Genomic DNA, 23,586 nt, shown 5'->3' with positions numbered 1-23,586 from the left:
GACTCTTATTTTAAGCACATCATATAGATAAACTGCATGAGTTTGTGCTGTAATTCACAATCGATATGCAAGTTCAACTGAGCAGATGACTACTCAGTTGAATGCATAACTTATTTAGTTGCAATTTTAGATTCATTTTTATAACGAATATTAACAAAGATTGCTAATAAGATTCCAATAATAGTTATTACTACATTGAATAATAACACATATTTTGGTCCTTCGATACCACCAGCTTTAGTAATATAACTTGCGATGTTTAAAACAATATAGTTTGCAAGGCTTGAAGAAATCATCACAATGGAAGTGATTTTCCCTTTGTTAGTTGGGAAGAATTCGTTGGCAGTTGATACAGCTAGTTGCAAGACACCACCAGCGGCAGCATAACCAATAACGAACCCACCGATTAAGCAAATAGTAGGTGTTTGAACAATGTAGATAATAAGCAACATTAAAGTAGCAATTGCTGGATAAATAATGAGAATACGCACGGGTAAAATAAATTTCTTCACGAGAACTGCGGTAATTAAAATAGCGCACATCGTACCAAGTGAATAGAATGATTGAATTTTACTTGGATCGGTCATACCATATAATTTTCCGAGTTCCTGGTTACAGTTTAGCCAAAGTTGGAAAGTGGCAGTACAAGTAAATCCAATACCGATAATGGCCCAACTGGTTGCATTGAATTTCATTTTTTCTGGTTTTGCTTTTTCGCCACCAACATTGTTATTCATTGGAGGAAATGGCATAAATGCAATAATTAAACCATCAATCACGATTAAAGCCATTGAGATAATGAATAGTGTACGGAAAGACATGTTAGCTGCTGCAACCATCCCAATCGCAAAAGGTAAAACGAATTGCCCGATAGAGATAGAGAATTTCGTAAACATGTTGGCAATAGCACCATTTTTAGTGAAAATTTCTAGAACAGAAGGTGTTACAGCCGTATCTAAGAAGGAGTTTGCAGCTCCTCCGACAAAAGCAAATGCATAAGCGATATACATGTTTGGTGAAAAGGCAATACCGATAAAGTAAACAGCGTATAAAGCGACGCCGATTAAGGCTGAAGGTTTACGACCAAATTTATCTGAAAAAGGACCAGATATCGGTAATGTAAGTAGACGACCTAGCCCAAGTGCAGCGATAACGGCAATGACCATACTAACGTCAAATGTACCGTCAGAAAGTTTGTCAGCCCCCCACATTCCAGCAAAATCTTGTTTGTATTGGCCGAGAATAGATACCCCAATACCATGAATAAAATAAGTAAAATAAAGTGCAATAGCTGTTGGATAAAATCTTTTTGCGTTCATTTTTTTCTCCTCTCGAAATCCTGATGAATTTGTTTAACTAAAATATAATTCTCTTACTTCTGAAACCGGCATGTCTTCCCCAGTGAATAATTTATATGCCTCAGCACCTTGCCATAAAAGCATTCCAAGTCCACCAACTGTTTTGCAACCAGCTGCTTCTGCATCTAGCATTAACTTTGTTTTTTTAGGGTTATAAACGACATCGGCCACAATTAAATCTTTAGTGAAAATAGTGGCATCTTTGACAGGTGTCGCATTTTCATATGGATGCATGCCAACGAGTGTTGCGTTTACTAAGATCTCGCTTGTGGCAATCTCTGCATATAATTTTTCTGTATCGTTTAAGTCATAAATATGAACGATACAGTCGGGAACCTCTTTTTTGATAGAAGCAATGGTTTGTTTAGCTTTTTGGTAAAAATCATCTTTTATATTAAAAATGGCGATTTCCTTTGCGCCATCAAGTGCCGATTGAACTTGGATAGCAGTAGCCGCGCCTCCAGCTCCAATAATAGTCATCTTTTTACCAACAATGTCCACACCTGCATCACGTAGATTACTAGCAAAACCAAGTCCATCAGTGATGTGTCCAGTTAGTTTCCCATTTTCATTGATAATAGTGTTAACTGCGCCAATCATCCGAGCTGCAGGGGAAAGGTCATCCATGTATTTTAAAACTTCACTTTTGCAAGGCATTGTGACATTAGAACCGCGAAGATTAAAAGTTTTCATCGCAGCAATTGCATCTGCTACCTTAGTAACAGGAATATCAAATGCTAAATAGGCATAATCCAAACCAGCTTTTTGAAAACTGTAATTATACATAATAGGAGATTTTGAATGGTCTATAGGTGTTCCGATTAAACTAAGTAGACGGGTGGATCCTGATATTCTATTTTCCACGTTTCCGATACCTCCAAGTGGTTTATACTCGCTGTTTTAACAGCGAGTATAAATATGAATTATAATTGCAATACAGCGTCAAGTGCTTCTTTTGTTGCATCTAATGCTCGGCGTGCGCGAACTGCATCGCCAATAACATAAGTTTCAGGTACGATTTTTTTGATAGCTTCTTCTAACAGATTGTGTGCTCTTGATCCCATTGCAAGTACAACGGAGTCGAATCCATCTATTCGATATTCTGTTTCATCGGCTAGCGAATAAGTCACGCCATCTTTAAAGAAACTAGTTACTTTCGCATTGGTAATACTGTCAATCTCGTATTCAGCAAAGTCACGCATAAGGAACTTGCGGTGTTCAGAAATAACATCTGCACCAACCTCATCGCGAAGTTCGACAACTGTTACATCATGACCAGCTTCCCCTAAGAAAGCTGCTGTTTCACTACCAACCATCCCGCCGCCAACAACGAGTACTTTCTTGCCACAAGCTTCTTTTCCATCAAGCAAATCGACTGCGTGAATTAAACCAGAATCCTCAATACCAGGAATTGGCAAAATAAGTGGGGTTGCTCCAGTTGCGATAATAACCGCATCTGGTGAAAGTTCTTGAATTAATTCTGGTGTTACAAGCGCATTTGTTTTAATTTCAACATCGAATTGCTCGCATTTTTTTATATAGCTACGAACCATATTGGTTAAATCGCCTTTTCCAGGAGGGTAAGCAGCAAGTCGCATTTGGCCACCAATAATGTCAGATGCTTCATAAACCGTCACTTCATGACCTCTTGAACCAGCCATCCAACCCGCGTAAAGTCCGCCAACACCACCACCGATAACTACGACTTTTTTACTCGGTGTTTTTGGTAGGTAAGCTTCGGATTCGCGACCTAGTAATGGATTAACCAGACAGGTAATTGGCTTACCAGCATACATATTAGCGACGCATCCTTGGAGACATGCGATACAAGGCAGTAGTTCATCTAGTTTATCAGCTGCAGCTTTGTTGGGTGTTTGTGGATCTGCTAAAGATTGTCGTCCAAAAGCGACCAAATCAGCTCGACCTTCGCGCACCATTAACTCTGCATAATGAGGCTCTGTGAAACGTCCCACCGTAATAACCGGAATTGAAACAGCCTGTTTGATTTGTGTAACAAGGTCAGAACTAAAGCCAGCATGTAAAACAGTTGGTGCCCACATGTACTCATCGCGAATATGGACACTACGAGAAACATGTAAACCATCTAATCCACAGTCTTCCAAGTATGCCGCAACTGTTGCACTATCTTGCACGCTAAGCCCACCGTCCACACCATCAGTGCTGTTAATTCGACAAAGAATGGCGATGGAATGACCGACACGTTTACGAATACTTTCAATAATAAGTCTTGGAAGTCGCATTCTATTTTCAAAACAACCGCCAAATTCATCGACGCGTTTATTTGTGCGTCCGGATAAGAAACTACTTACTAAATAACCATGGGCACAGTGGACTTCAACTGCATCAGCCCCAGCTTTTTTTGCGCGTAAAGCAGCTTCACCGTAAAGCTCAATTAATTCATAAATTTCTTCTCTAGAAATAGCTTCAGGTGTATTGCGTCCTTGCGCAGAAGCTATGGCAGAAGCAGCTTTTAAAGGATACCCAGAAATTTTGGAATTGCCTTCTGGTCCAGCATGTTGTAATTGAACCGAAATTTTTGCCCCAGCTTCATGACAAGCATCAATTACTCGCTTAAAACTGGCAATTTGGTGGTCGCTATATAGACATGCTTTATTAGCTCCACCTTTTGCTCGAACATCTACGACAGTGGCTTCAAAAGTGATTAATCCAAATCCACCGAGTGCGCGCTCTTTATAATAAGCAAGTGAAGTATCTGTTAGTGTTCCGTCTGTATTGGCATAGTTATTACACATTGGTGAAACAACAAAACGGTTGGGTACTTTCATTGGTCCGATATCTATTGGAGAAAACATCGAATTAAATTTCAAAAAAAACACTTCCCTTTCAAGCTGAAATTTTCTCTTACGTTAGTAAATTCACATAGCATTGTATCAGATTAATTTGGTGATATTTCAGGCCATGCTTCATCTAATACTTTTTTTGTGGCATTGTAAACTTTAATTGCGGCATATTCTAAGCCAGTCTCTACCATGGAATCAGATATTACTTCTACTCCCATGACACGTGGACTTACACCATGTTCTTTTAAAATACGAGCAAAACCAATCGTGTCTCCGTATCCTTCACCAGGTGCTAGTCTATCATGCAATGACTCATCACGTAGCTCTTTATAAGGCGTTTCATGGACGTCACAAAGTTGAATCGATACAATCCGATCGGCAGGCACATTTTTGATAGATTCTACTGTTTGGTTTGCTCTTGCCCAGTGCCATGTGTCACAAATTAGTTGGGCGTTATCTCTACCACAAGCCTCTGCCACACGCCATGCTGCTGCTAAATCTGCTACTCCGCTGTAGGGCATGAATTCTAAACCAATAATCAATTCTTCTGCACGGTCGCAAAGTTCACCAAGAGCAGTAATAATTTGGTCTTCGGGAATTTTTTCCAGCAAACCACAATTAATATGTTTTACACCGAATAAGCGAGCCATGTGGAAGGTGGTTTGTTCTTTCTTTTGTTGTTCGAAAGTGCGGTCGGAAGCGGTTCCCCACTGCGTTATGTATTCTACTTCAGTAACTTTGATACGATGCTTATCTAAAATCTGCAACATATCTTCATCAGTCAAGCCTGTTGCCAGTGCATCAACATAATTTTCGGCGCGTAAACCAATTCCGTCAAAACCATTTTCTGCTGCGATTCTTACTCGTTCAGGAAAAGAAACCTCCGTTCCTAGGGTATAAGAGCTAATCGTGATGGGGCATTTTTTTAAGTTGCCATTTGCATTTGTCATAAAAATTATCTCCTCTCTAGATTAAAACACAAGAAACTTTGATAATATTTTCACAATAACCAGCAAAAAAATAAAATCCATTCACTTAGAAAACTTTTTAATGTGAGAACGTATTCAATAATTAGAAAATTGACTGGACAGTTTTCACATTCTACCGTATATTGGTTTTTAAAGGATAGTTTATTTCACTGGCATAACTACTGTTTAATTGTAGTATGACTATTCCATAAAAACAAATTGGTATTATTCTATTAATTGATAGATAAATTGCATAGATTATTTTTAACAAGGAGAGAACCCATGAATTTACATCATTTACGCTATTTCGTCACACTGGCGCACATGGAACATTACACAAAAGCAGCTGAAAAATTGCTTATAACTCAGCCGAGTTTAAGTCATGCAATTTCCTCATTAGAACAAGAACTTGGAATTCCGTTGTTTGAAAAAGAGGGTCGTAACATTGGTTTAAGCAAAGCAGGGAAGGTTTTTTTGGATTATGTGGAAGAATCTTTAGACATGATAGACGCGGGAGTTGCTACTGTTGAAAAAGCTGCGAACGGAGAAGGACAGGTTGACTTAGCTTTCTTACAGACGCTTGGAACTTCACTTGTGCCAAAACTTGTACAAGAATTTTTGCAGACGGAGCCAGACAAACAAATCGATTTTGTGTTCCATACAGGCGTATCGATTGATATAATTCAAGGCTTAAAAGAAAAGAAATATGATATTGGAATCTGCTCGAAACTCGAAAATGAGCGAAATATCCATTTTACGCCAATTGCTAAACAAGAATTAGTACTTATTGTTCCAAAAACGCATCCACTAGCAGAGAAAGAATGGATTGATTTAATAGAAACTGTGCCATATCCTCATATTGCTTTCTCGAAAAAAAGTGGTTTGCGCCCAATAATTGATGAGTTATTTAGAAAAATCAGTGCAGATTACAAAATTGCTTATGAAATCGAAGTGGATCAAGTGATTGCTGGGATGGTTGCTCAAAACTTTGGCATCGCAGTAGTTCCTAATATGCCAATTTTAAATTACGTAGATGTAAAAGTGTTACCTATCAGAAGTCCGAACTGGGAGCGGATTTTTTATTTAGCTGTACAAAGGAATCAAACATTAACACCCGCTGCTGAAAAATTCAAACAGTTTATGCTTAATCATCGCATCTAATAAAAAAAGCAGCTATCCAAAGTGGATAGCTACTTTTTATTAGTCATTTTTCTTCGTAATTTCAATATATTCAATATGATGTGGTTCACCTTGTTTAACGCGGAAAATAAATCCATCATAATCAATCTCGTCCCCAACTTCTACTTCATAATTTTGAGTCAGGAACCATCCGCCAATTGTATCCACTTCTTCTTCTTCAATTTCTGTACCTAAAATATTGTTTACTTCATCAATTAGTAATTTAGCATCAACAATATAGTGTCCATCCTTGATTTTACGGATTTCTGGAATTTCATCAGCATCGAATTCATCACGAATGTCTCCAACAATTTCTTCCACAATATCCTCTACAGTTACTAGACCAGAAGTACCACCATATTCATCAAGTAAAATCGCAATATGGGAACGTTCACGCTGCATCCGGAAAAGGAGTTCTTTAATCGGAATCGTTTCAATAACACGAATAATTGGCTTCACGTAAGGATCAATACTAAAACTTGGATTCGATCCGTGTTCTACGTAAGCTGATAAAATTTCTTTTAAATTAAGTACGCCGATAACATGGTCTTTATCCCCATCAATTACAGGATAACGAGTATATCGCTCATTTCGCATAATGTCGGACAGTTCCCCAATTGTGGAGCCGGTATCAACTGTTACTATTTCTGTGCGCGGAATCATCACTTCTTTTGCCATTCGCTCATCAAAGTCAAAAATTTTATTTACATAGCGAAATTCTGATTGATTAATTTCGCCGCTTTTATAACTTTCACCAACGATAATTTTTAGTTCATCTTCTGTATGCGCAATTTCATGTTCAGAAGCTGGTTCTAAACCAAAAAGACGTGCGATAAATACCGCAGAACCATTTAAAATCCAAATAAATGGGAACATCACTTTGTAAAAGATATGCAATGGGCGTGCTACGGAAAGGGCCACTGTTTCTGTTTTGTCAATAGCGAGTGTTTTCGGTACAAGTTCGCCGACAACAACATGCAAAAATGTGATAAATAAGAAAGCAATAGTGAAAGAAAGAATTGTAATAGCAGACTGCGGCAGTTCCATCATACTAAATAATGGATGTAACGCCGCTTCTACTGTAGATTCGCCTAACCAACCAAGCCCAAGAGAGCTAATCGTAATCCCTAACTGGCAGGCAGATAAGTAAGCATTCAAGTGGTTGTAAATATATCTTGCAAGAACCGCGCGTTTATCCTTCTCAGCAATTAACTGGTCGAGTCGGCTCGGTCGCATCTTAACAATTGCAAATTCCGTGGCCACGAAAAAAGCTGATATAGCAATAAGTAAAGCTATAATTAAAAATTTAATGGTTAATATCAATAAATCGCCTTGACAGAAATTATTCTGCTAAGGCAAACACCTCCTAATTTAATATAAATAAGCTTATGATAAAACTATCTATATAGAAGAAAAAACGTTTTGGAAGAGAACTCCTCCAAGGTTGTGATGCTGTTATTTATTCTAGCTAGATAATTTAAATGAATTAGTTTCTCTGCCCCATCGAATATTCCCCCCCAACAAATGATACTTAATCTAAATTATAGTGGACTTTCTGAAGATTGACAATGAATATTATTCAAAAAACGGTTCTATATGAACTAGAGTAAATGCGCCATCATACTCACTCCGAATTTTTTGTTCGACAATTTCAGTGATTTCATGGCTCTTTACTACATTTAATTCTGGATCGACAGCAATCGTTGCATCAATCCAAATTCGATTTCCGTTCATTCGCGCTTTAATATCAATCACTTTTTTGACCTCAGGAACTGAAGCAATTAAATTGTGAATCGTCTCTAGTTTGGAAACATCAAAGCCATCTGTAAGCGTATGGGCAGCATCGTAGAAAATCTTACCCGCTGTATAAATAATTAATACTCCTACTAAAAATGCTGTAACGAGATCAAGCCAAGGGATACCAAGAACGGCGCCGACAATCCCAATAAATGCTCCGAAACTAACGAATGCATCTGAACGATTATCATAAGCGGCTGCACGAACTGCCTGACTATCAAGTTTTTTTGCCAACCGATGATTATATATATAAATACCATACATAAAAATACCAGAAAAAAGTGCTACAACCGCAGTTAACACGGAAGGGGAGGTAAAGTCTTTTTCGATAATATGAACAATCGAACTCCAAATTACCTGCACCCCAACTAAAAACATAATTATAGATGCAATCAAAGAACTAATTGTTTCTGTCCGACGATGTCCATATGAATGATCTGCATCAGGAGGTATTCGAGAGATTCTAAGCCCAATTAAAAGTGCCACCGAGGCGATTATATCTGTTGTATTATTCAATCCGTCAGCTAGTAATGCATCAGAATTGCCAAAGTGTCCCGCAACTATTTTTAAAATGGAAAGAAATACGTAAGCGAATATGCTCAAAAATGCGGCTTTTTCAGCTTTTTTTAAATCATTGTACCCGTCCATTATGTAAACTCCTTTCTTTTTAATATAAAAGTCCCGCCTACAAGTGGCGGGACAACGAAATCTAAGCCTCTATCAATACGTGCTCTAAATTTTTAACCGATAAGGCAATGTTATCACAAACTTCTTGATAACTCGCCCATTTTTGGGGTAACGCTAATTCCAGTTCTGGATCATCAATGTCCCAATAAATAATTTTTTCTTGGATGTCCGATGGGAAATTTGGTGCAGTTTCATGTGTAGAATCATAAATTGTTACAATGAGATCAGCATCTGCCAGTAATTTTGAGCTAGGAGAATACGATAAGCTTTCAGGTGGGTCAATGGCAAACTCATTAAGCGCTTCTGCAATAAAAGGAGTTGCTTTTGATTTATGCCAAGAACCGCTAATAAATTTAACATTGCTAAGTGAAAGTCTTTTCGCCCAAGCTTCTGCAATGGCACTTCGAATATGCGTTTGTGATAAAAAGTAAATCAGCTTTTGCGTCATATTCCAAATCCTTTCCGGCTTATTAATGATACCCATGTAAAACACGATGCCTTTACTTGTAGTACACAGCATATAGGTGATTCTTATTACCAAAACACAGGTGATGGTAACAGTAATATCTACCCTTTTTACAACACTAGAAACATGAAAATAAAGAAATTGTAAAAAAGAGGTTAATAAATATGTAGGAAATATGGATTATTACAATTTTATTACAAAAATCGGTCTAAAGTTGGTGGCGCAAAGTTGTGTTTTAACGTAAAATACGTGTATAACTGTGTTTGCAGTTTTTGATTACCGTGTAGAAAGATAGGAGAGTTACATGGACAAATTTAAACAACAACTCATTAAATACCTTCAATTATTCTTTGGATTTATTGGCAAATGGATTGGTATAGGTTGGCGAAAATTTAGACGCTTTTGTAAGAATAAACATATTGGCAAGATTTTTTTACTTGCGGGACTGGTATTTTTATTAAGTTTTATTATTTATCTCGTAGTTGTAGCAAAGTCCGCAGATATAGATGCCTTAAAAAAAGGCTTAGAATCCGCAACAATTATTTATGACAAAGATGGAGACAAAGCAGGAGAATTATCTTCCACAGATGCTACTTTTGTATCAATCAACAAAATTTCTAAAAATCTTCAAAATGCAGTAGTTTCAATTGAAGATAGACGCTTTTATGAACACAAAGGCTTTGACCTAAAAGGGATAGCTCGAGCAGGTGTTAATTTAATTACAAACGGTGGAATATCTGGTGGAGGTAGTACTATCACCCAACAGCTTGCCAAAAACGCCTTATTAACTCAAGAACAGACTTTTACCCGAAAAGCAAAAGAAATTTTTATGGCTCGGGAAATCGAAAAAACGTATTCTAAAGATGAAATTATGGAAATGTACTTAAACCGTTCTTATTTTGGAAATGGAGAATGGGGTGTCGAGAATGCCTCCCTCAAATATTTTGGTAAATCAGCAGCAGATTTAAATGTACCAGAAGCTGCGACGATTGCAGGCTTACTACAAGCTCCGAGCGCCTATGACCCATATGAACATATCGATAAAGCAACTAATCGGCGAAATATGGTGCTAAATGCCATGGTAGAAACTGGAGATATCACGAAAGCGGAAGGCGATAAATACAAAGCTACCAAAATTGTATTAAATGACCAATCAAAAGACCCGCTAGCGAATAAATATCCATGGTATGTAGATGCAGTTATTAATGAAGCGGTCAATGAAGCAGATATAACACAAGATGAAATCATGCAAAAAGGCTACAAAATTTATACAGAATTAGATCAAAATTACCAAACTTCTTTAGAGAACGTCTATGAAAATGACTATTTGTTCCCAGCAAATGCGAGCGATGGAACCTTAGTTCAATCAGGCGCAGTATTAATGGATCCAGCAACAGGAGGAATTCGAGCGCTTGTTGGTGGGAGAGGGGAACATGTTTTTCGTGGCTTTAACAGAGCAACACAGATGAAAGCCCAACCAGGCTCAACGATGAAGCCGCTCGCTGTTTATACACCAGCACTTCAATCTGGTTATGATGTTGACTCCATGCTAAAAGATGAAAAAATAACTTATAAAGGTAACTATACACCTACAAATGTGGGTGGTGTATATAGTGGAGAAGTTCCAATGTATACCGCAGTGGCAAACTCCATTAATGCACCAGCTGTTTGGCTGCTTGATCAGATTGGCATTGATAAAGGCGTTAAATCAGTAGAAAAATTTGGAATAGAAGTTCCAGAACAAGATCGCACACTTGGACTTGCGCTAGGAGGAATGAGTAAAGGTGCTTCACCAGTCCAAATGGCAACTGCTTATTCTACATTTGCTAACAATGGAGCAAAACCAGAATCACATATTATTACCAAAATAGTGGATCCTTCTGGTAACACAATCTATGAAAATGTTCCTAAAACAAAACAAATTATTTCAAAGACTGTTTCGAATGAAATGACTTCTATGCTTTTAGATGTAATCAATACAGGAACAGGTCAAAGTGCAGCCGTTTCTGGTCATGAAATGGCAGGGAAAACTGGATCGACACAAGTTCCATTTGATGATACAAGTGGAACAAAAGATCAATGGTTTGTCGGCTATACACCTAACTTAGTTGGAGCTGTTTGGATGGGCTTTGATAAGACTGATAAAAATCACTACCTTACAACCACAAGCTCCTCAGGTGTATCTAGCCTGGCGCATTATGTGATGAACAGTGGGCTGAAATATCAAAAAGCAACAGATTTCAGTACAAAGAGCGCGTCCCAAGAAACAGCTGCAAAAAAAGAAGAAGAAGCAAAATCAGATGAAGGCGACTTCTGGGGTGGCGTCAAAGAAAAGGCCGATGAAGCAGGTAAGACTATCAAAAAAGGGGCAGATAAAGTAAAAGAATTTGGTGGTAAAGTATCAGATGGAATTGGTAACTTACTAGATTCTATTGGTAATTAATAAAAACACACTTCCCTTAAAGTGATTAAGGAAAGTGTGTTTTTTCATATTGCTTTATTATTATAACTGTTATACAATATATATAACAATGAAAATGAGGTGAAAACGATGGACAAAACGCAAATAGCATTAATTATTCCAATTATTATTTTATATCTAGCTTTATTATTAACGGCAGTTATCGATTTAGCGAGAAATTGGCAAATCCGAAAGAGCCCAGTTGTATGGCTACTTGTTATTATTTTTATTAATATTTTCGGACCAGTGGCGTATTTCATCTTTGGTCGAAAAGAGGATGGTAACTAATGGAAAAATTAGAAATTCAAGGATTAGCAAAGAAATACAATGGAAAATTAGTGGTTAAAGGTATCCACTTAACCATTTACAATAAAGAATGTGTCGCACTTATCGGACCTAATGGCGCTGGAAAATCAACTATTATCAATATGATTGTACAAATTCTGACTCCGGATGATGGATATATAACCTTGGATGGTCAAAAAGCCAAGATTGTTAGGGAAAAGATTGGCTTTTTACCACAATATCCAGAATTTTATGGTTGGATGACTGCGATAGAGTGTCTTCGTTTTATGGGGAAATTATCCAATATGAAGAAAAATGATTTAGAGAGGCGGATTCAAGAAGTTTTGCTCCTAGTTGGTTTAACGGATAGCTCCAAAAAGAAAATTAGTACTTATTCGGGAGGTATGCGCCAACGCTTAGGAATCGCACAAGCAATTTTGCACCGGCCAGAGTTACTGATATTAGATGAGCCAGTTTCGGCTCTGGATCCAATTGGACGTAGAGAAATTATTTTACTGTTAGAGAAATTAAAGAAAGAAATCACGATCTTATTTTCCACCCATATATTGAAAGATGCCGAAGAAATATGTGATCGTATTGCCATAATTAAAAAAGGGGAGCTTGTTACTGATAAAACAGTAGAACAGCTAATGCAAGAGGAAAGTTCTTCTGTTTTTGACGTGGAATTCATTGGAGATACAGCTGCATGGCAACAAATACTTAAGCAAAATGATCACATTGAAAAAATAGAGAAAATTGGTACAGTATATCAAGTGCATGCCACAGATAGAAAAGCAGGAGCAGAGACTATTTTAAAAGCATTGTTAGAAGTAAATGGTGAGCTTATTCGTGTTGAAAATAGGCATCAAAACTTAGAAGAAATCTTTATGGAGAAGGTGGGGAAATGACACATTTTAGTGCATTAATGGGAAAAGAATGGCTAGAGCAACGTCGTAGTTTAAAAATCATTTGGCTACCAATTGTTTTCGCACTTCTAGGTCTAACGCAACCAATGATGATGTATTTTCTTCCAGATATCTTAAAAGCTTTCGGTACTGGGAGTGAGTCTGAACAAGTCATTGCATTAATGGGAAATCAATCGGCTCAGGAAGTCATGGCGCAGACACTAGGTTCTCAATTTGATCAGATTGGAATTATAATTATCGTTGTTGTTGTAATGACTTGCATTCAAAGTGACAGAACGAAAGGGATGCTTGCCTTTATTATGACGAGACCAGTTACTGCTATAGAATATGTTTTATCAAAATGGGTGATGCAATGCCTCGTTGGCTTGGTCTCACTTATCATTGGCTACGTGTTAGCAGCATATTATACTTATTTTCTATTTGGTGAAATAGCTATAAGTACTCTAATTCAAAGCTTTTTTGTATACAGCTTATGGTTTATCTTTGTTATCAGCTTAGTTATTTTTGCTAGTGCTGCATTTGATAGTAATGCGCTTGTGGCAATGCTAAGCGTATTTATAGCAATCTTGCTGGGAATTATTAGTGGTTTTGGCGGTTGGGTTCAAATGTTTAATCCTGCATATTTAAGCAAAAATGCAACTACACTCATTTTGTCTGGTCAACCAATGGACTATTATTTGCCAACAATTTTCATAACTATTGCATGGATTATCATGTTCTTCATACTCACTATCTTCATGGTCAAAATAAAACCACTTCAAAAAACAGAATAACGAACTATTCTTAAGTATTTTGCGAAAATATCCGTAATATAATAAAATAGATAAAAGAGGTGATGAAATGGAACGGATAGAACGAGATACATTAGGAGAAATCTCCGTAGATGCTACTAAATATTGGGGGGCACAAACAGAACGGAGTAGAAGAAATTTTGCTATCGGTGATAATCGAATGCCTGAAGAAATTATTCGAGCATTTGCAGAACTAAAGAAAGCAGCAGCAACAGTAAATGCAGCAGAAGGAAAATTATCACAACAAAAAGCAGTTGCCATTTCTCAAGTATGTGACCAAATAATTCAAGGCGAATTAGACGAACATTTTCCTTTAGTCGTATGGCAAACTGGGAGCGGGACGCAAAGTAATATGAATGTAAATGAAGTTATTGCACATGTAGCGAACCGTAACTTAGGTGAATCAGTAATCCATCCCAACGATGATGTTAACATGTCGCAAAGCTCCAATGACACTTTTCCAACAGCGATGCATATTGCGGCTTATCAAACGTTAGTGACAAACCTCTTGCCAGAGCTAAATGAAATGTGCAAAGTATTAACTGCTAAAAAAGAAAAATATATGAATCTTGTCAAAATTGGACGAACGCATTTACAAGATGCAACACCACTTACACTGGGGCAAGAAATTAGTGGTTGGGAAGCTAGTATCACGAATAATAAAAAATATATAGAAACAAGTATGGAAGCAATTTTACCACTTGCAATTGGCGGAACAGCAGTTGGAACAGGCTTAAATGCATCCCGACATTTTGGTGATAAAGTGGCCCAAGAATTAATGAAACAAACAGGTTATACATTTACCTCGGATCCAAATAAATATTTTGCTTTAACGAGCCATAGTCCAATTAATTTTGTGCATGGAGCAATTCGTAGTCTTGCATCAGATTTAATGAAAATTGCTAATGATATTCGTTTCTTGGCCAGTGGACCTCGTAGCGGAATTGGTGAGCTTGTAATTCCAGCAAATGAACCAGGAAGCTCCATTATGCCAGGAAAAGTAAATCCAACACAATGTGAAGCCATTACAATGGTTGCGGCACAAGTTATGGGAAATGACACGACTATTAACGTCGCTGCGAGCCAAGGTAACTTCGAATTAAATGTATATAAACCAGTTATCATTTTTAATTTTTTAGAATCTGTTCGGTTACTTTCTGATAGTATGCGTTCATTCAGAATCCACTGTTTAGAAGGTCTCGAAGCAAATGAAGCAGTAATTGAAGCCAAAGTAAATGATTCACTTATGCTCGTGACAGCACTAAATCCACATATTGGCTATGAAAAAGCCGCGCAAATTGCCAAGCTAGCATTTACCGAGAATTCCACATTAAAAGCAGCAGCCGTAAAAACTGGGTTTGTGACAGAAGAAGAGTTTGATTTATGGATTGATCCAATTAAAATGACTAATTTGTAATCTCCTACTTTAGAATGAACTTCCCTAGAAACAATTGTTGTCTAGGGATTTTTCGCGTATAATGAAAACACTTTTACTAGACAAATATGAGGAGATGCAAACTATGTCTGTTTTTTTTACTATCATTCTAATGGCTGTAATTGGCGGATTTATTGGTGCAATGACAAATTATATTGCCATCAGAATGCTTTTCCGACCATATAAAGCCATTTATTTCTTAAAAAAACGGTTACCATTCACACCAGGCCTTATTCCAAAGCGCCGTGATGAATTAGCCGAGCACATCGGAAAAGTAGTTGTTAGTCACTTGCTCACAGAAGATGCTATTCGTGCTCGGCTACTAGACACGAGTTTACAAAAAGAAGTGACAGAAACCATCGTCAACATGTTTCAAGAAAAAATGACACTTGAAACAACACCGAATGAATTATTAGAAATTCTAGGCTATCAAAATGCAGAAGTTCGTTCCGTTGAGTGGCTGAACACTAGTTTGGAACAACAATTAAATCACTTTTTTAAGGAACACCAATCCACTCGCCTAAGTGATATAATTCCAACAATGCTTGAATTAGAACTACAAGCCAAGTTGCCACATGTGACGGAAAGAATAGTGAGCAAAATGAGCGAGTTCATTGCAAGTGAAAAAGGTAGAATCCAGATTAAGCAAATGCTCCAGAATTTTTTTACGGAACATGGCAAAATGGGTAGTATGGCAAGAATGTTCATTAATACGGATACTTTTTCAGAAAAAATCCAACAAGAAGGACTAAAATTGATTGGACAAGAAGACACTAAAAATTTATTAAATCAATTCCTAACAACCGAATGGCAGAATTTTGAAGCCAAAGAACTACAAGAACTTGTGCCTGTAGAAAAGCAGCCACACTTAACAAAACAACTTACAACAGAAATTATCCAAGCGATTCCATATGAAAAATTATTCAATCAACCAGTTCAAAAAGTGCTAAGTAATTATGAAAGGGTTATTTCAGAAAAAATTATCCCGTTTATCGTAGAGCGATTATTAGATTTTGTTGCCAAACGCAGCGCGGAAATTGTTGAGCGACTAAACTTAGCCCAACTTGTAGAAACACAAATCGCTACTTTTTCCTTACCTGAAATCGAAAAATTAGTTATCGAAATTTCTGGAAGAGAGTTAAAAATGATTACTTATTTAGGTGGAGTCTTAGGTGGATTTATCGGGATTGTTCAAGGCATTCTCGCAATCTGGATTTAGTTCTTTTATACTGGAATAACTGGTGACTTTTTGTTATAGTGAAACAGAAGTGACAAATACAGATATTTGGAGGATTTATCAATGGCAGTTAATATTTATGATTTAGCACACGATTTAGACAAAGGAATTCGTGAAACACCTGAATTCTTAAGCTTACAAGAAGCATACCGTGAAGTTAACGAAGATGCAGAAGCAAAAGCAAAATTCGAGCGTTTCCGTGATGTACAAGTAACTATCCAAGAAAAACAAATGACAGGTCAAGAAATTGATGACGAAACTGTTCAAGTAGCACAAGAAGTAGCACAAGAAGTTCAAGAAAATGCTACAATCGTTAAATTAATGGAAAAAGAACAAGCAATGAGCACGATTATTAATGACTTAAACCGTATTATTATGACGCCATTACAAGATTTATATAACGTAACAAACGATTAATTTTTCAAAAAAGTGGTTTCGATATTTGTTATTAGCTTAACAAATATCGGAACTCTTTTTTTGTTGAAATGCTTGTACCAACAGGAATAATAGGATATAATAAGAACGTATATTCGGTTTTTGAACAGGAGGCGAAAGTCATGAAAGAAATCAAATTTTTACATATCGCGGATTTGCATTTGGATAGTCCTTTCATTGGCCTTTCAGCGCTGCCGCGACCACTTTTTTCTGCAATTCAAGAAAGTACCTTTCAATCTTTGGAAAGAATTATATCCCTTGCAATAAAAGAAGCAGTCGATTTTGTATTAATTGCGGGGGATATATATGATAGCGAAGACCAAAGTGTTCGTGCACAAGCTCGTTTTTTTAAAGAAATGAAACGTCTAGAAGCGGCTAGAATCAAAGTTTTTATTATTCATGGGAATCATGATTTTATAGATAAACATAAGGAAAAAATCGCGCTACCAGAAAATGTGCACGTTTTTCCAGAAAAAGTAGAGATGGTAACAATCAAGACTAATCGAGGTGTAGAGGTTAATCTTTACGGATTTAGTTATGATGAACGGCATATTCGCACTAGCCGCGTGGAAGAATATATGATGCAAAAGACTGCGGACTTCCATATTGCACTCTTGCATGGTTCAGAATTAACAAGTAGTGAAGAACATGACGTTTATGCCCCGTTTCGTGTACAAGACATTAGCAAAAAAGGTTTTGATTACTGGGCACTTGGGCATATCCATAAAAGACAATTACTTTCAGAGCATCCAAGTATTTATTACCCAGGAAATATCCAAGGTAGAAATCGCAAGGAATCTGGAAAAAAAGGCGCAAGTATCGTAACTTTGTCAGAAATAAAAACAACCATCAATTTTGTGGAAACTAGTCCGATTATTTGGGAAGAAGTAATAATAGCTTTGCCAGAAAATGCAGAAATAAACACTATTTTTCGCGAACTTACAAAACTATTAGAAACATATCGGGGTAAAAACACTTCCTATTTTTTACATTTAATAGTAGAGGTAACAAATAAACAAAAAATAAAAACGGATGATTGGTTACAAATGCTTCAAGAAGAAACAACTATGGATGGTTCTGCGTTTGTATGGGTTCATAAAATATCATTACAACAAGCGAAACAAAACAGCGAAAACCATTGGCCAGAGTCGCACTTAGCAGAAAAAGAAATAGTAAGTGCCTACCAAAACTTACAAGACGAAGTAGCATTCTATCAAGCCATAGAAGCACTTCACTTTGAAAGTGGTGTGAGTAGATATTTGGAAGATTTATCAGAACAGGACCGTCTTAACCTTCTAGAAAAGGCATTAGCAGAATTAGGATCAACTCTTGCAGAAGTAGAAGGTGATGAAAAATGAGAATAACATCTATTGATATCATTGGTTATGGAAAATGGTCTGATGCGCATTTTGATCAGATTGCAGATTTTCAAGTGTTTTTTGGTGAGAATGAAGCAGGAAAATCAACTATTATGGCATTTATACATAGTATTTTATTTGGATTTCCGACCAAGCAGCAATCAATTCCGCGCATGGAACCAAAAAACGGTGGTCCTTATGGTGGGAGACTGACACTAGAAAATACAAAATGTGGAAAAGTTATTATTGAGCGCTTAAAAGGTAAGGCAACGGGAGATGTCCGAATTCATTTGGAAGATGGACAAATAGTAGGGGAAGATAAGTTAGTAGACATTATTGGAGAAATCGATCGAACAACTTTTGAAGCAATATTTTCTTTTGATATTCATGGCTTACAAAACATTCACCAATGGAAGAAGAAAGAATTTGAACGCTATCTTTTAGCAACAGGAACAACTGGCTCTGACGCACTTTTAAAAACAGCAGAAGTTTTACAAAAGAAACTTGATACCTTATTTAAACCAAGTGGTAGAAATCCGGCAATTAATCAACAACTCAAAAAGGTAAAAGAAAGTCAGCAAGCTTTCCAAGAAGCCAAAAAGCAAAATTCTCGATATGAATTACTACTTACTGAAAAAGAACAAGAACTAGAACGTCAAATAGAACTACAAAAAGAAAAAACAAAGATTCGAGTGGAGTTAGACACGCTTAAAATTTTGCTGGATTTATGGCCTTTGTACAAAGAATGGAAGACGCTTGAAGATAAATCGTCTGGTTTAATGAAAGTGGATTTTCCAGCAGACGGCATTATCCGATTAGAGCATTTGCAACTTCGAGAAAAAGAATGGCAAAACCAATTAATCCAATTAGAAGAACGTCAAAAAAACTTAATCAAGCAAAAAAGTTTTGATCAACAAGCTTTTTTTTCATCCAATGAAGCAGAAGTAGCTTATTTAATTGAATCATTCGGGGCTTATAGTGAGAGAGAATTGCAGCAAAATAGCTTAAAGCAAGAAATTGATTACCATCAAACCAACACTAAACCAACCAAAACAAAATGGACAAGTACTTTGGAGGAAAGAACTCATAAACTAAAGGAACAAGAAAAAAAAAATAAACAAATCCAGCATGATATTAATTTAAAACTATCATTAATGTCCGAATCGGAACAAAAATTGCAAACAAAAGTGGATCATATTGAAGCAACTATGTGGGATAATAAAACTTTCCAACAAGAAAAAGATCGAATAGAGAAAAAACAAAAATCGCCGACAACTGCCTTATTTGTTTCTCTTGGAATGTTCATCGCGGCTTTATTAATTATGTTATTTTCGTTGTCTATTTGGAGTGTTTCTTTTGTTTTTATAACGGTTATTATCTCAGGGTATTTTCTCGTACTTACTCAAAAAAATGAACGTCCTAACAATGAAGCTGTATTAGCATTTCTAGAACAGAAAAAAATAAGGCAAGAATGGCAACAACTATTGAATGAAATGGACGTTATTGCTGCAGAAGTAGCTGGGTTAGAAGAAAACAAGCAAAATTTGAATGAGGCTATTTACCAACATGATATGAAACTTCGTCAGTTGTATCACGATTTAGGTATGAACGATGAACCGCGAGAAAATTGGGAATTCGCTATTCTTGCATACAAAGAAGATGCCAAGAAAAATCAATTGATTACCGAACTAAAACAAAAATTATACCCATTAGAAGATAAGCAGACAGCCTATCAAACTAGATTAGAGAAATTAACTATCCCTGCTGAATATTCTCAAATAGAAGAAAAAATCACTTTTTTAAGACAAGGCTTATTACAGTATCGAAATCATTTGGCCGAGAACGCTAAGCTATCTGAAAAAATGGAACAAGTAACTATGCAGCTCGATTTATTGAAGCAAGACTTATTACTTGTGGAAAAAGAAAAACGAGATTTATTATTACAAGCTGGCGCAAATACAGAAGAAGCGTTTCGGATAAAAGCAATGCAAGCAAAAGATGAACAGAAATGGCGTGAACGATTAGTTCTGCTAGAGGCCCAATTAGAACCAGAAAAAAGAACAGAACTAGATAAATTTGAAAGTCAAACAACCATTAAAGAAAAAGAAATCCAATTAGAAGAAACACTACACAAAATAGAGATAGAGCAAGAACGTATTCATGCAAGTTTAGCAGCAAAGAACCATGAGATTGCTGCTTTAGAAGAAGGTGGTACTTTCTCCGCATTAATGCAAAACTACTATTTCGAAAAAAGCAAACTACAACAATTAGTAGAGAAATGGACAGAAACAAAACTTGCTTTTGAAATACTGCAAGAAGCCATGCAGCGATTGCAAGAAGGCAAGTTACCAAAAACACTGGCGCTTGCAAGTGATTATTTCCGTGATCTAACAGGTGGAAATTATTCGAAAGTCTATTTATATGAAAATCGGCTACAAGTGGAAAGTAATCAAGTTGTGTTGTTTTTCCCAGAAGAGTTAAGCCAAGCGACGAAAGAACAATTATATTTAGCGATTCGATTTGCATTAATTGATGTAATCCATAAAGATTTTCCACTCCCAATTATTATTGATGATGGCTTTGTCCATTTTGATGCGACTAGAATGAGTCAAATGATGCAACTACTAAAAAAAAGAAAGAGTCAAAATCAAGTTATTTTCTTCACATGCCACCGGGAAACACGCAAATATTTTTCCAGTGAGGACATACGCATGCTATAATGGGGTGAGAAACTTCTTACTACAGAAAGAAAGAAGGCGATATCATGGAAAAAAGATTATTAGACTATGAAGTTGGAGAAACAGTTGATTTATTTTTGTTAATAAAATCAAGTGTCAAAGGAACAGCAAGTAATGGGAAGCCATTTTTGAGCCTCGTTTTACAAGATAAATCAGGTGAGTTAGAGGCGAAATTATGGGATGTCAAAGAGAGCGATGAAGCCAGTTACGGGGTACAACAAATCGTTCAGCTTACAGGTGATATTCAAAATTATCGAGGTAGAAAACAACTGAAAATCCGTCAAATAAGACAAGCTACTGCTTTAGACGGTGTCAATGCAAGCGAGTTTATGGAAACTGCCCCAATAAATAAAGAAGATATAGCGGACGAAATTACGCAATATATTTTTGAAATGAAGAATGCCAATTTACAAAGAATTACAAGAGCGCTTCTTAAGAAATATCAGGATGACTTTTATGACTATCCTGCTGCGATGCGTCATCATCATGAGTTTGTTTCTGGTCTTAGTTTCCATGTAGTTTCGATGTTGCGATTAGCAAAATCCGTGGCTGATTTGTACCCATCAGTTAATAGAGATTTACTTTATGCAGGAGTTATTTTACATGATTTAGGTAAAGTGATTGAGCTTTCAGGACCAGTTTCAACAACCTATACACTTGAAGGGAATTTGATAGGGCATATTTCAATTGTCGTGGAGGAAGTAAGTAAGATTGCTGAGGAACTTTCGATTGACGGTGAAGAAGTTGTTGTTTTAAAACATGTATTACTTTCGCATCACGGAAAAGGTGAGTGGGGAAGTCCAAAGCCGCCACTAGTTCGTGAAGCAGAAATATTACATCAAATTGATTTAATGGATGCTTCTCTTAATATGATGGATAAAGTATTAAAACATACAAAACCAGGGGAATTTAGTGAACGAGTATTTGGCTTAGATAATCGTTCGTTTTACAATCCTACTTTTGAATAACAAAAAAACACGTTTGGGAAAATTCCCAAACGTGTTTTTGATTAATTATTTACTTGAATCAGTGGACTCTTCTTTCTTAGCTGAACCATCATAATCTTTGAAAGCATCTTTCAAGTCTTTATCTTCTACTTTTACATTGGCATCTTTGTATTCTTTTTTCAGTGTTTTTTGCATGTTTTCAGTAGTTAGTTGAGATTGTAGATAAGATTCTTTGACAGCTTTTTTATCTTTGTCATAAGTTGTTTTTGTTGCAGGTTTGTCCATTTGGATAATGTGGTATCCGTATTGCGTTTTAACTGGTGCGCTGATATCACCCTTATTTTTAAGGGCATAAGCAGCTTTTTCAAATGCTGGATCCATTTTACCTGGACCGAATGGAGCTAACTCGCCACCGTTATCTTTAGTAGCGGTATCTGTAGAGTATTCTTTTGCTAAGTCAGCAAATTTTGCGCCGTCTTTCAGTTTTTGTTCAACTTCTTTAGCTTTTGCTTCATCAGCTACAAGGATATGGCTAACTGTAATATCTGGTTGCCAAGTTTTGTAATACTCTTTAAGTGCTTTGTCGCTAGTATCTGTATTTGCTTCAGTTGCTTTTTGAACTAATAAGTTGTACTTAAGTTGGCTTTTGAATGTTTCTTCAGTTAAGCCACTTTGAGCTAAAACAGCATCAAATTGATCGCCGTATTGGGATTTGTACTTTTTAAATTCAGAATTTACTTGTTCATCTGTAACCTTGTATTTGTCGCCAAGGATTTTTTCGAAAGTAAGTTGTTGTACGAACTCATTGCCATATTTGTCTTTCATAGCCTCATAAAGCTCATCTTGCGTTACATCGCCAGCATCTGTCTTAACGACATCGCTACCGCCACCACATGCTGCTAGACTGAACATTGCCATTAACATAACAAGTCCAAGTATCATTTTCTTCTTCATTAAATAAAACACACTCCTTAGTTGTTGGAATAATTCCCGCTTAACACAATAACTATCATACCATAAATTAAAGCTAAAATGAAAAGATGAAAGAAATTTAATGATATTCTTATGCTTTAGTCAGAAATTAAAATAGAAAAACCTCGCTCAGCACTTTCTACAAAACAATTTTTGGGCATTTTCCACAGTTTTCTAATATGAGCAAAGTCAGAAAAACTCATTCCAAAGTGGACGGATAAAAGAATTAAGAACATACCCGAGTGTCCAATGGGTGTCAGAAACATTAAAGTTATTAATATGGTCGTGATTATTACAAATGGAAGTATAAGAGAAAAGATGTAATTCCATTTGGGAATGATTCGTTTAATTTTAAGTTTCATGCACGGAAGGAAAAAGAAGTGAATTCGCCACTGAATAACTGTGCCTTCACGATATTTAAAGCAGCCGATAACATGAAACAATTTATGAATAGGGTAAATTAAAATTATACCAACTAAACTAATCAGTTGATAATCGTTTGTAAGTTGCCCTGGATAGATTAAATGTTGTGTCAAAAAACATATACATACGGCAGCCAACCAGACAAGAATTCCTTTTAAAAAAAGTCGATTAAATTCATCTCGTCGCTCTGTGTTGATTGATTTTAAGCAGCGCATTGAAAGCTTACCTCCAGTAATAACCAAAATAGTGTCTTTTGTCATAAGGCACCATAGTATTGTATGCTCTAATACGCTAAAATTCA

Annotated in this window: 20 protein-coding genes; 11 read left to right on the top strand and 9 right to left on the bottom strand. The window is 36.5% G+C overall.

Annotation, left to right across the window (positions count from 1 at the left end; all coding sequences use genetic code 11):
* Positions 1–110 precede the first annotated feature (110 nt).
* From JL53_RS12355 to JL53_RS12340, 4 genes are all read right to left on the bottom strand, one after another.
* The gene (locus JL53_RS12355; protein WP_003720617.1) at positions 111–1,319 is read right to left on the bottom strand and encodes an MFS transporter; all 1,209 of its coding nucleotides are present in this window, start codon (positions 1,317–1,319) and stop codon (positions 111–113) included.
* 33 nt (positions 1,320–1,352) lie between these two features.
* On the bottom strand, positions 1,353–2,222 hold the full coding sequence (locus JL53_RS12350) for a shikimate dehydrogenase (protein WP_038407774.1): 870 nt from the start codon (positions 2,220–2,222) through the stop codon (positions 1,353–1,355).
* A 59-nt stretch (positions 2,223–2,281) separates the two neighbouring features.
* Positions 2,282–4,207, bottom strand: coding sequence for an oxidoreductase (locus JL53_RS12345; protein WP_038407773.1), 1,926 nt, complete (start codon positions 4,205–4,207; stop codon positions 2,282–2,284).
* A gap of 68 nt (positions 4,208–4,275) precedes the next feature.
* The gene (locus JL53_RS12340) at positions 4,276–5,130 is read right to left on the bottom strand and encodes a sugar phosphate isomerase/epimerase family protein (RefSeq protein ID WP_038407772.1); all 855 of its coding nucleotides are present in this window, start codon (positions 5,128–5,130) and stop codon (positions 4,276–4,278) included.
* 300 nt (positions 5,131–5,430) lie between these two features.
* On the opposite strand from JL53_RS12340, the gene JL53_RS12335 reads away from it, so the two are divergent.
* Positions 5,431–6,309, top strand: coding sequence for a LysR family transcriptional regulator (locus JL53_RS12335; protein WP_003720613.1), 879 nt, complete (start codon positions 5,431–5,433; stop codon positions 6,307–6,309).
* Positions 6,310–6,348: 39 nt separating this feature from the next.
* On the opposite strand, the gene JL53_RS12330 is transcribed toward JL53_RS12335, so the two are convergent.
* The 3 genes from JL53_RS12330 to JL53_RS12320 form a co-directional block, all read right to left on the bottom strand.
* Positions 6,349–7,650 carry a hemolysin family protein gene (locus tag JL53_RS12330; RefSeq protein WP_038407771.1) on the bottom strand — a complete coding sequence of 434 codons (1,302 nt, stop codon included), beginning with the start codon at positions 7,648–7,650 and terminating at the stop codon, positions 6,349–6,351.
* Positions 7,651–7,902: 252 nt separating this feature from the next.
* A complete protein-coding gene (locus JL53_RS12325) occupies positions 7,903–8,772 on the bottom strand; it encodes a cation diffusion facilitator family transporter (RefSeq protein ID WP_003720611.1) in 870 nt (289 codons plus the stop codon).
* 61 nt (positions 8,773–8,833) lie between these two features.
* Positions 8,834–9,259: a low molecular weight phosphatase family protein gene (locus tag JL53_RS12320; protein ID WP_003720610.1), complete on the bottom strand. Its 426-nt coding sequence runs from the start codon at positions 9,257–9,259 to the stop codon at positions 8,834–8,836.
* A 322-nt stretch (positions 9,260–9,581) separates the two neighbouring features.
* Between JL53_RS12320 and JL53_RS12315 the strand changes: the two genes are divergently transcribed.
* The 10 genes from JL53_RS12315 to yhaM all read left to right on the top strand — a co-directional run bounded on the left by JL53_RS12315 (position 9,582) and on the right by yhaM (position 21,911).
* A complete protein-coding gene (locus JL53_RS12315; protein ID WP_038407770.1) occupies positions 9,582–11,720 on the top strand; it encodes a PBP1A family penicillin-binding protein in 2,139 nt (712 codons plus the stop codon).
* Positions 11,721–11,828: 108 nt separating this feature from the next.
* Positions 11,829–12,026, top strand: coding sequence for a PLD nuclease N-terminal domain-containing protein (locus JL53_RS12310; protein WP_003720608.1), 198 nt, complete (start codon positions 11,829–11,831; stop codon positions 12,024–12,026).
* Positions 12,026–12,931, top strand: coding sequence for an ABC transporter ATP-binding protein (locus JL53_RS12305; RefSeq protein WP_003720607.1), 906 nt, complete (start codon positions 12,026–12,028; stop codon positions 12,929–12,931). The genes JL53_RS12310 and JL53_RS12305 overlap by 1 nt, the downstream gene beginning before the upstream one ends.
* Positions 12,928–13,722 (top strand): ABC transporter permease subunit, encoded by a 795-nt coding sequence (locus tag JL53_RS12300; RefSeq protein ID WP_003720606.1) that lies wholly within the window; start codon positions 12,928–12,930, stop codon positions 13,720–13,722. The genes JL53_RS12305 and JL53_RS12300 overlap by 4 nt, the downstream gene beginning before the upstream one ends.
* 67 nt (positions 13,723–13,789) lie before the next feature.
* The gene (gene fumC / locus JL53_RS12295) at positions 13,790–15,157 is read left to right on the top strand and encodes a class II fumarate hydratase (protein WP_038407769.1); all 1,368 of its coding nucleotides are present in this window, start codon (positions 13,790–13,792) and stop codon (positions 15,155–15,157) included.
* A gap of 103 nt (positions 15,158–15,260) precedes the next feature.
* On the top strand, positions 15,261–16,394 hold the full coding sequence (locus JL53_RS12290) for a DUF445 domain-containing protein (protein WP_038407768.1): 1,134 nt from the start codon (positions 15,261–15,263) through the stop codon (positions 16,392–16,394).
* Positions 16,395–16,475: 81 nt separating this feature from the next.
* Positions 16,476–16,829, top strand: a complete 354-nt coding sequence (locus JL53_RS12285) for a YlbF/YmcA family competence regulator (RefSeq protein WP_003720603.1) — start codon at positions 16,476–16,478, stop codon at positions 16,827–16,829.
* 140 nt (positions 16,830–16,969) lie between these two features.
* Positions 16,970–18,205, top strand: coding sequence for a metallophosphoesterase family protein (locus JL53_RS16090; protein WP_038407767.1), 1,236 nt, complete (start codon positions 16,970–16,972; stop codon positions 18,203–18,205).
* On the top strand, positions 18,202–20,925 hold the full coding sequence (locus JL53_RS12275; RefSeq protein ID WP_038407766.1) for an ATP-binding protein: 2,724 nt from the start codon (positions 18,202–18,204) through the stop codon (positions 20,923–20,925). The genes JL53_RS16090 and JL53_RS12275 overlap by 4 nt, the downstream gene beginning before the upstream one ends.
* A 44-nt stretch (positions 20,926–20,969) precedes the next feature.
* Entirely contained in the window at positions 20,970–21,911 is a 942-nt protein-coding gene (gene yhaM / locus JL53_RS12270) for a 3'-5' exoribonuclease YhaM (RefSeq protein WP_038407765.1), read from the top strand.
* Positions 21,912–21,956: 45 nt separating this feature from the next.
* On the opposite strand, the gene JL53_RS12265 is transcribed toward yhaM, so the two are convergent.
* Both JL53_RS12265 and JL53_RS12260 read right to left on the bottom strand, forming a co-directional pair.
* Positions 21,957–22,844 carry a peptidylprolyl isomerase gene (locus JL53_RS12265; RefSeq protein WP_038407764.1) on the bottom strand — a complete coding sequence of 296 codons (888 nt, stop codon included), beginning with the start codon at positions 22,842–22,844 and terminating at the stop codon, positions 21,957–21,959.
* Positions 22,845–22,960: 116 nt separating this feature from the next.
* Positions 22,961–23,500, bottom strand: coding sequence for a DUF3267 domain-containing protein (locus JL53_RS12260; protein ID WP_003720599.1), 540 nt, complete (start codon positions 23,498–23,500; stop codon positions 22,961–22,963).
* Positions 23,501–23,586 lie beyond the last annotated feature (86 nt).

The organism is Listeria ivanovii subsp. londoniensis (genome assembly GCF_000763495.1).
In the GTDB taxonomy this organism is placed as follows: domain Bacteria; phylum Bacillota; class Bacilli; order Lactobacillales; family Listeriaceae; genus Listeria; species Listeria londoniensis.
The sequence above is the reverse complement of the archived record's forward strand: the minus strand, read 5'-3'. Positions and strand labels throughout refer to the sequence as shown.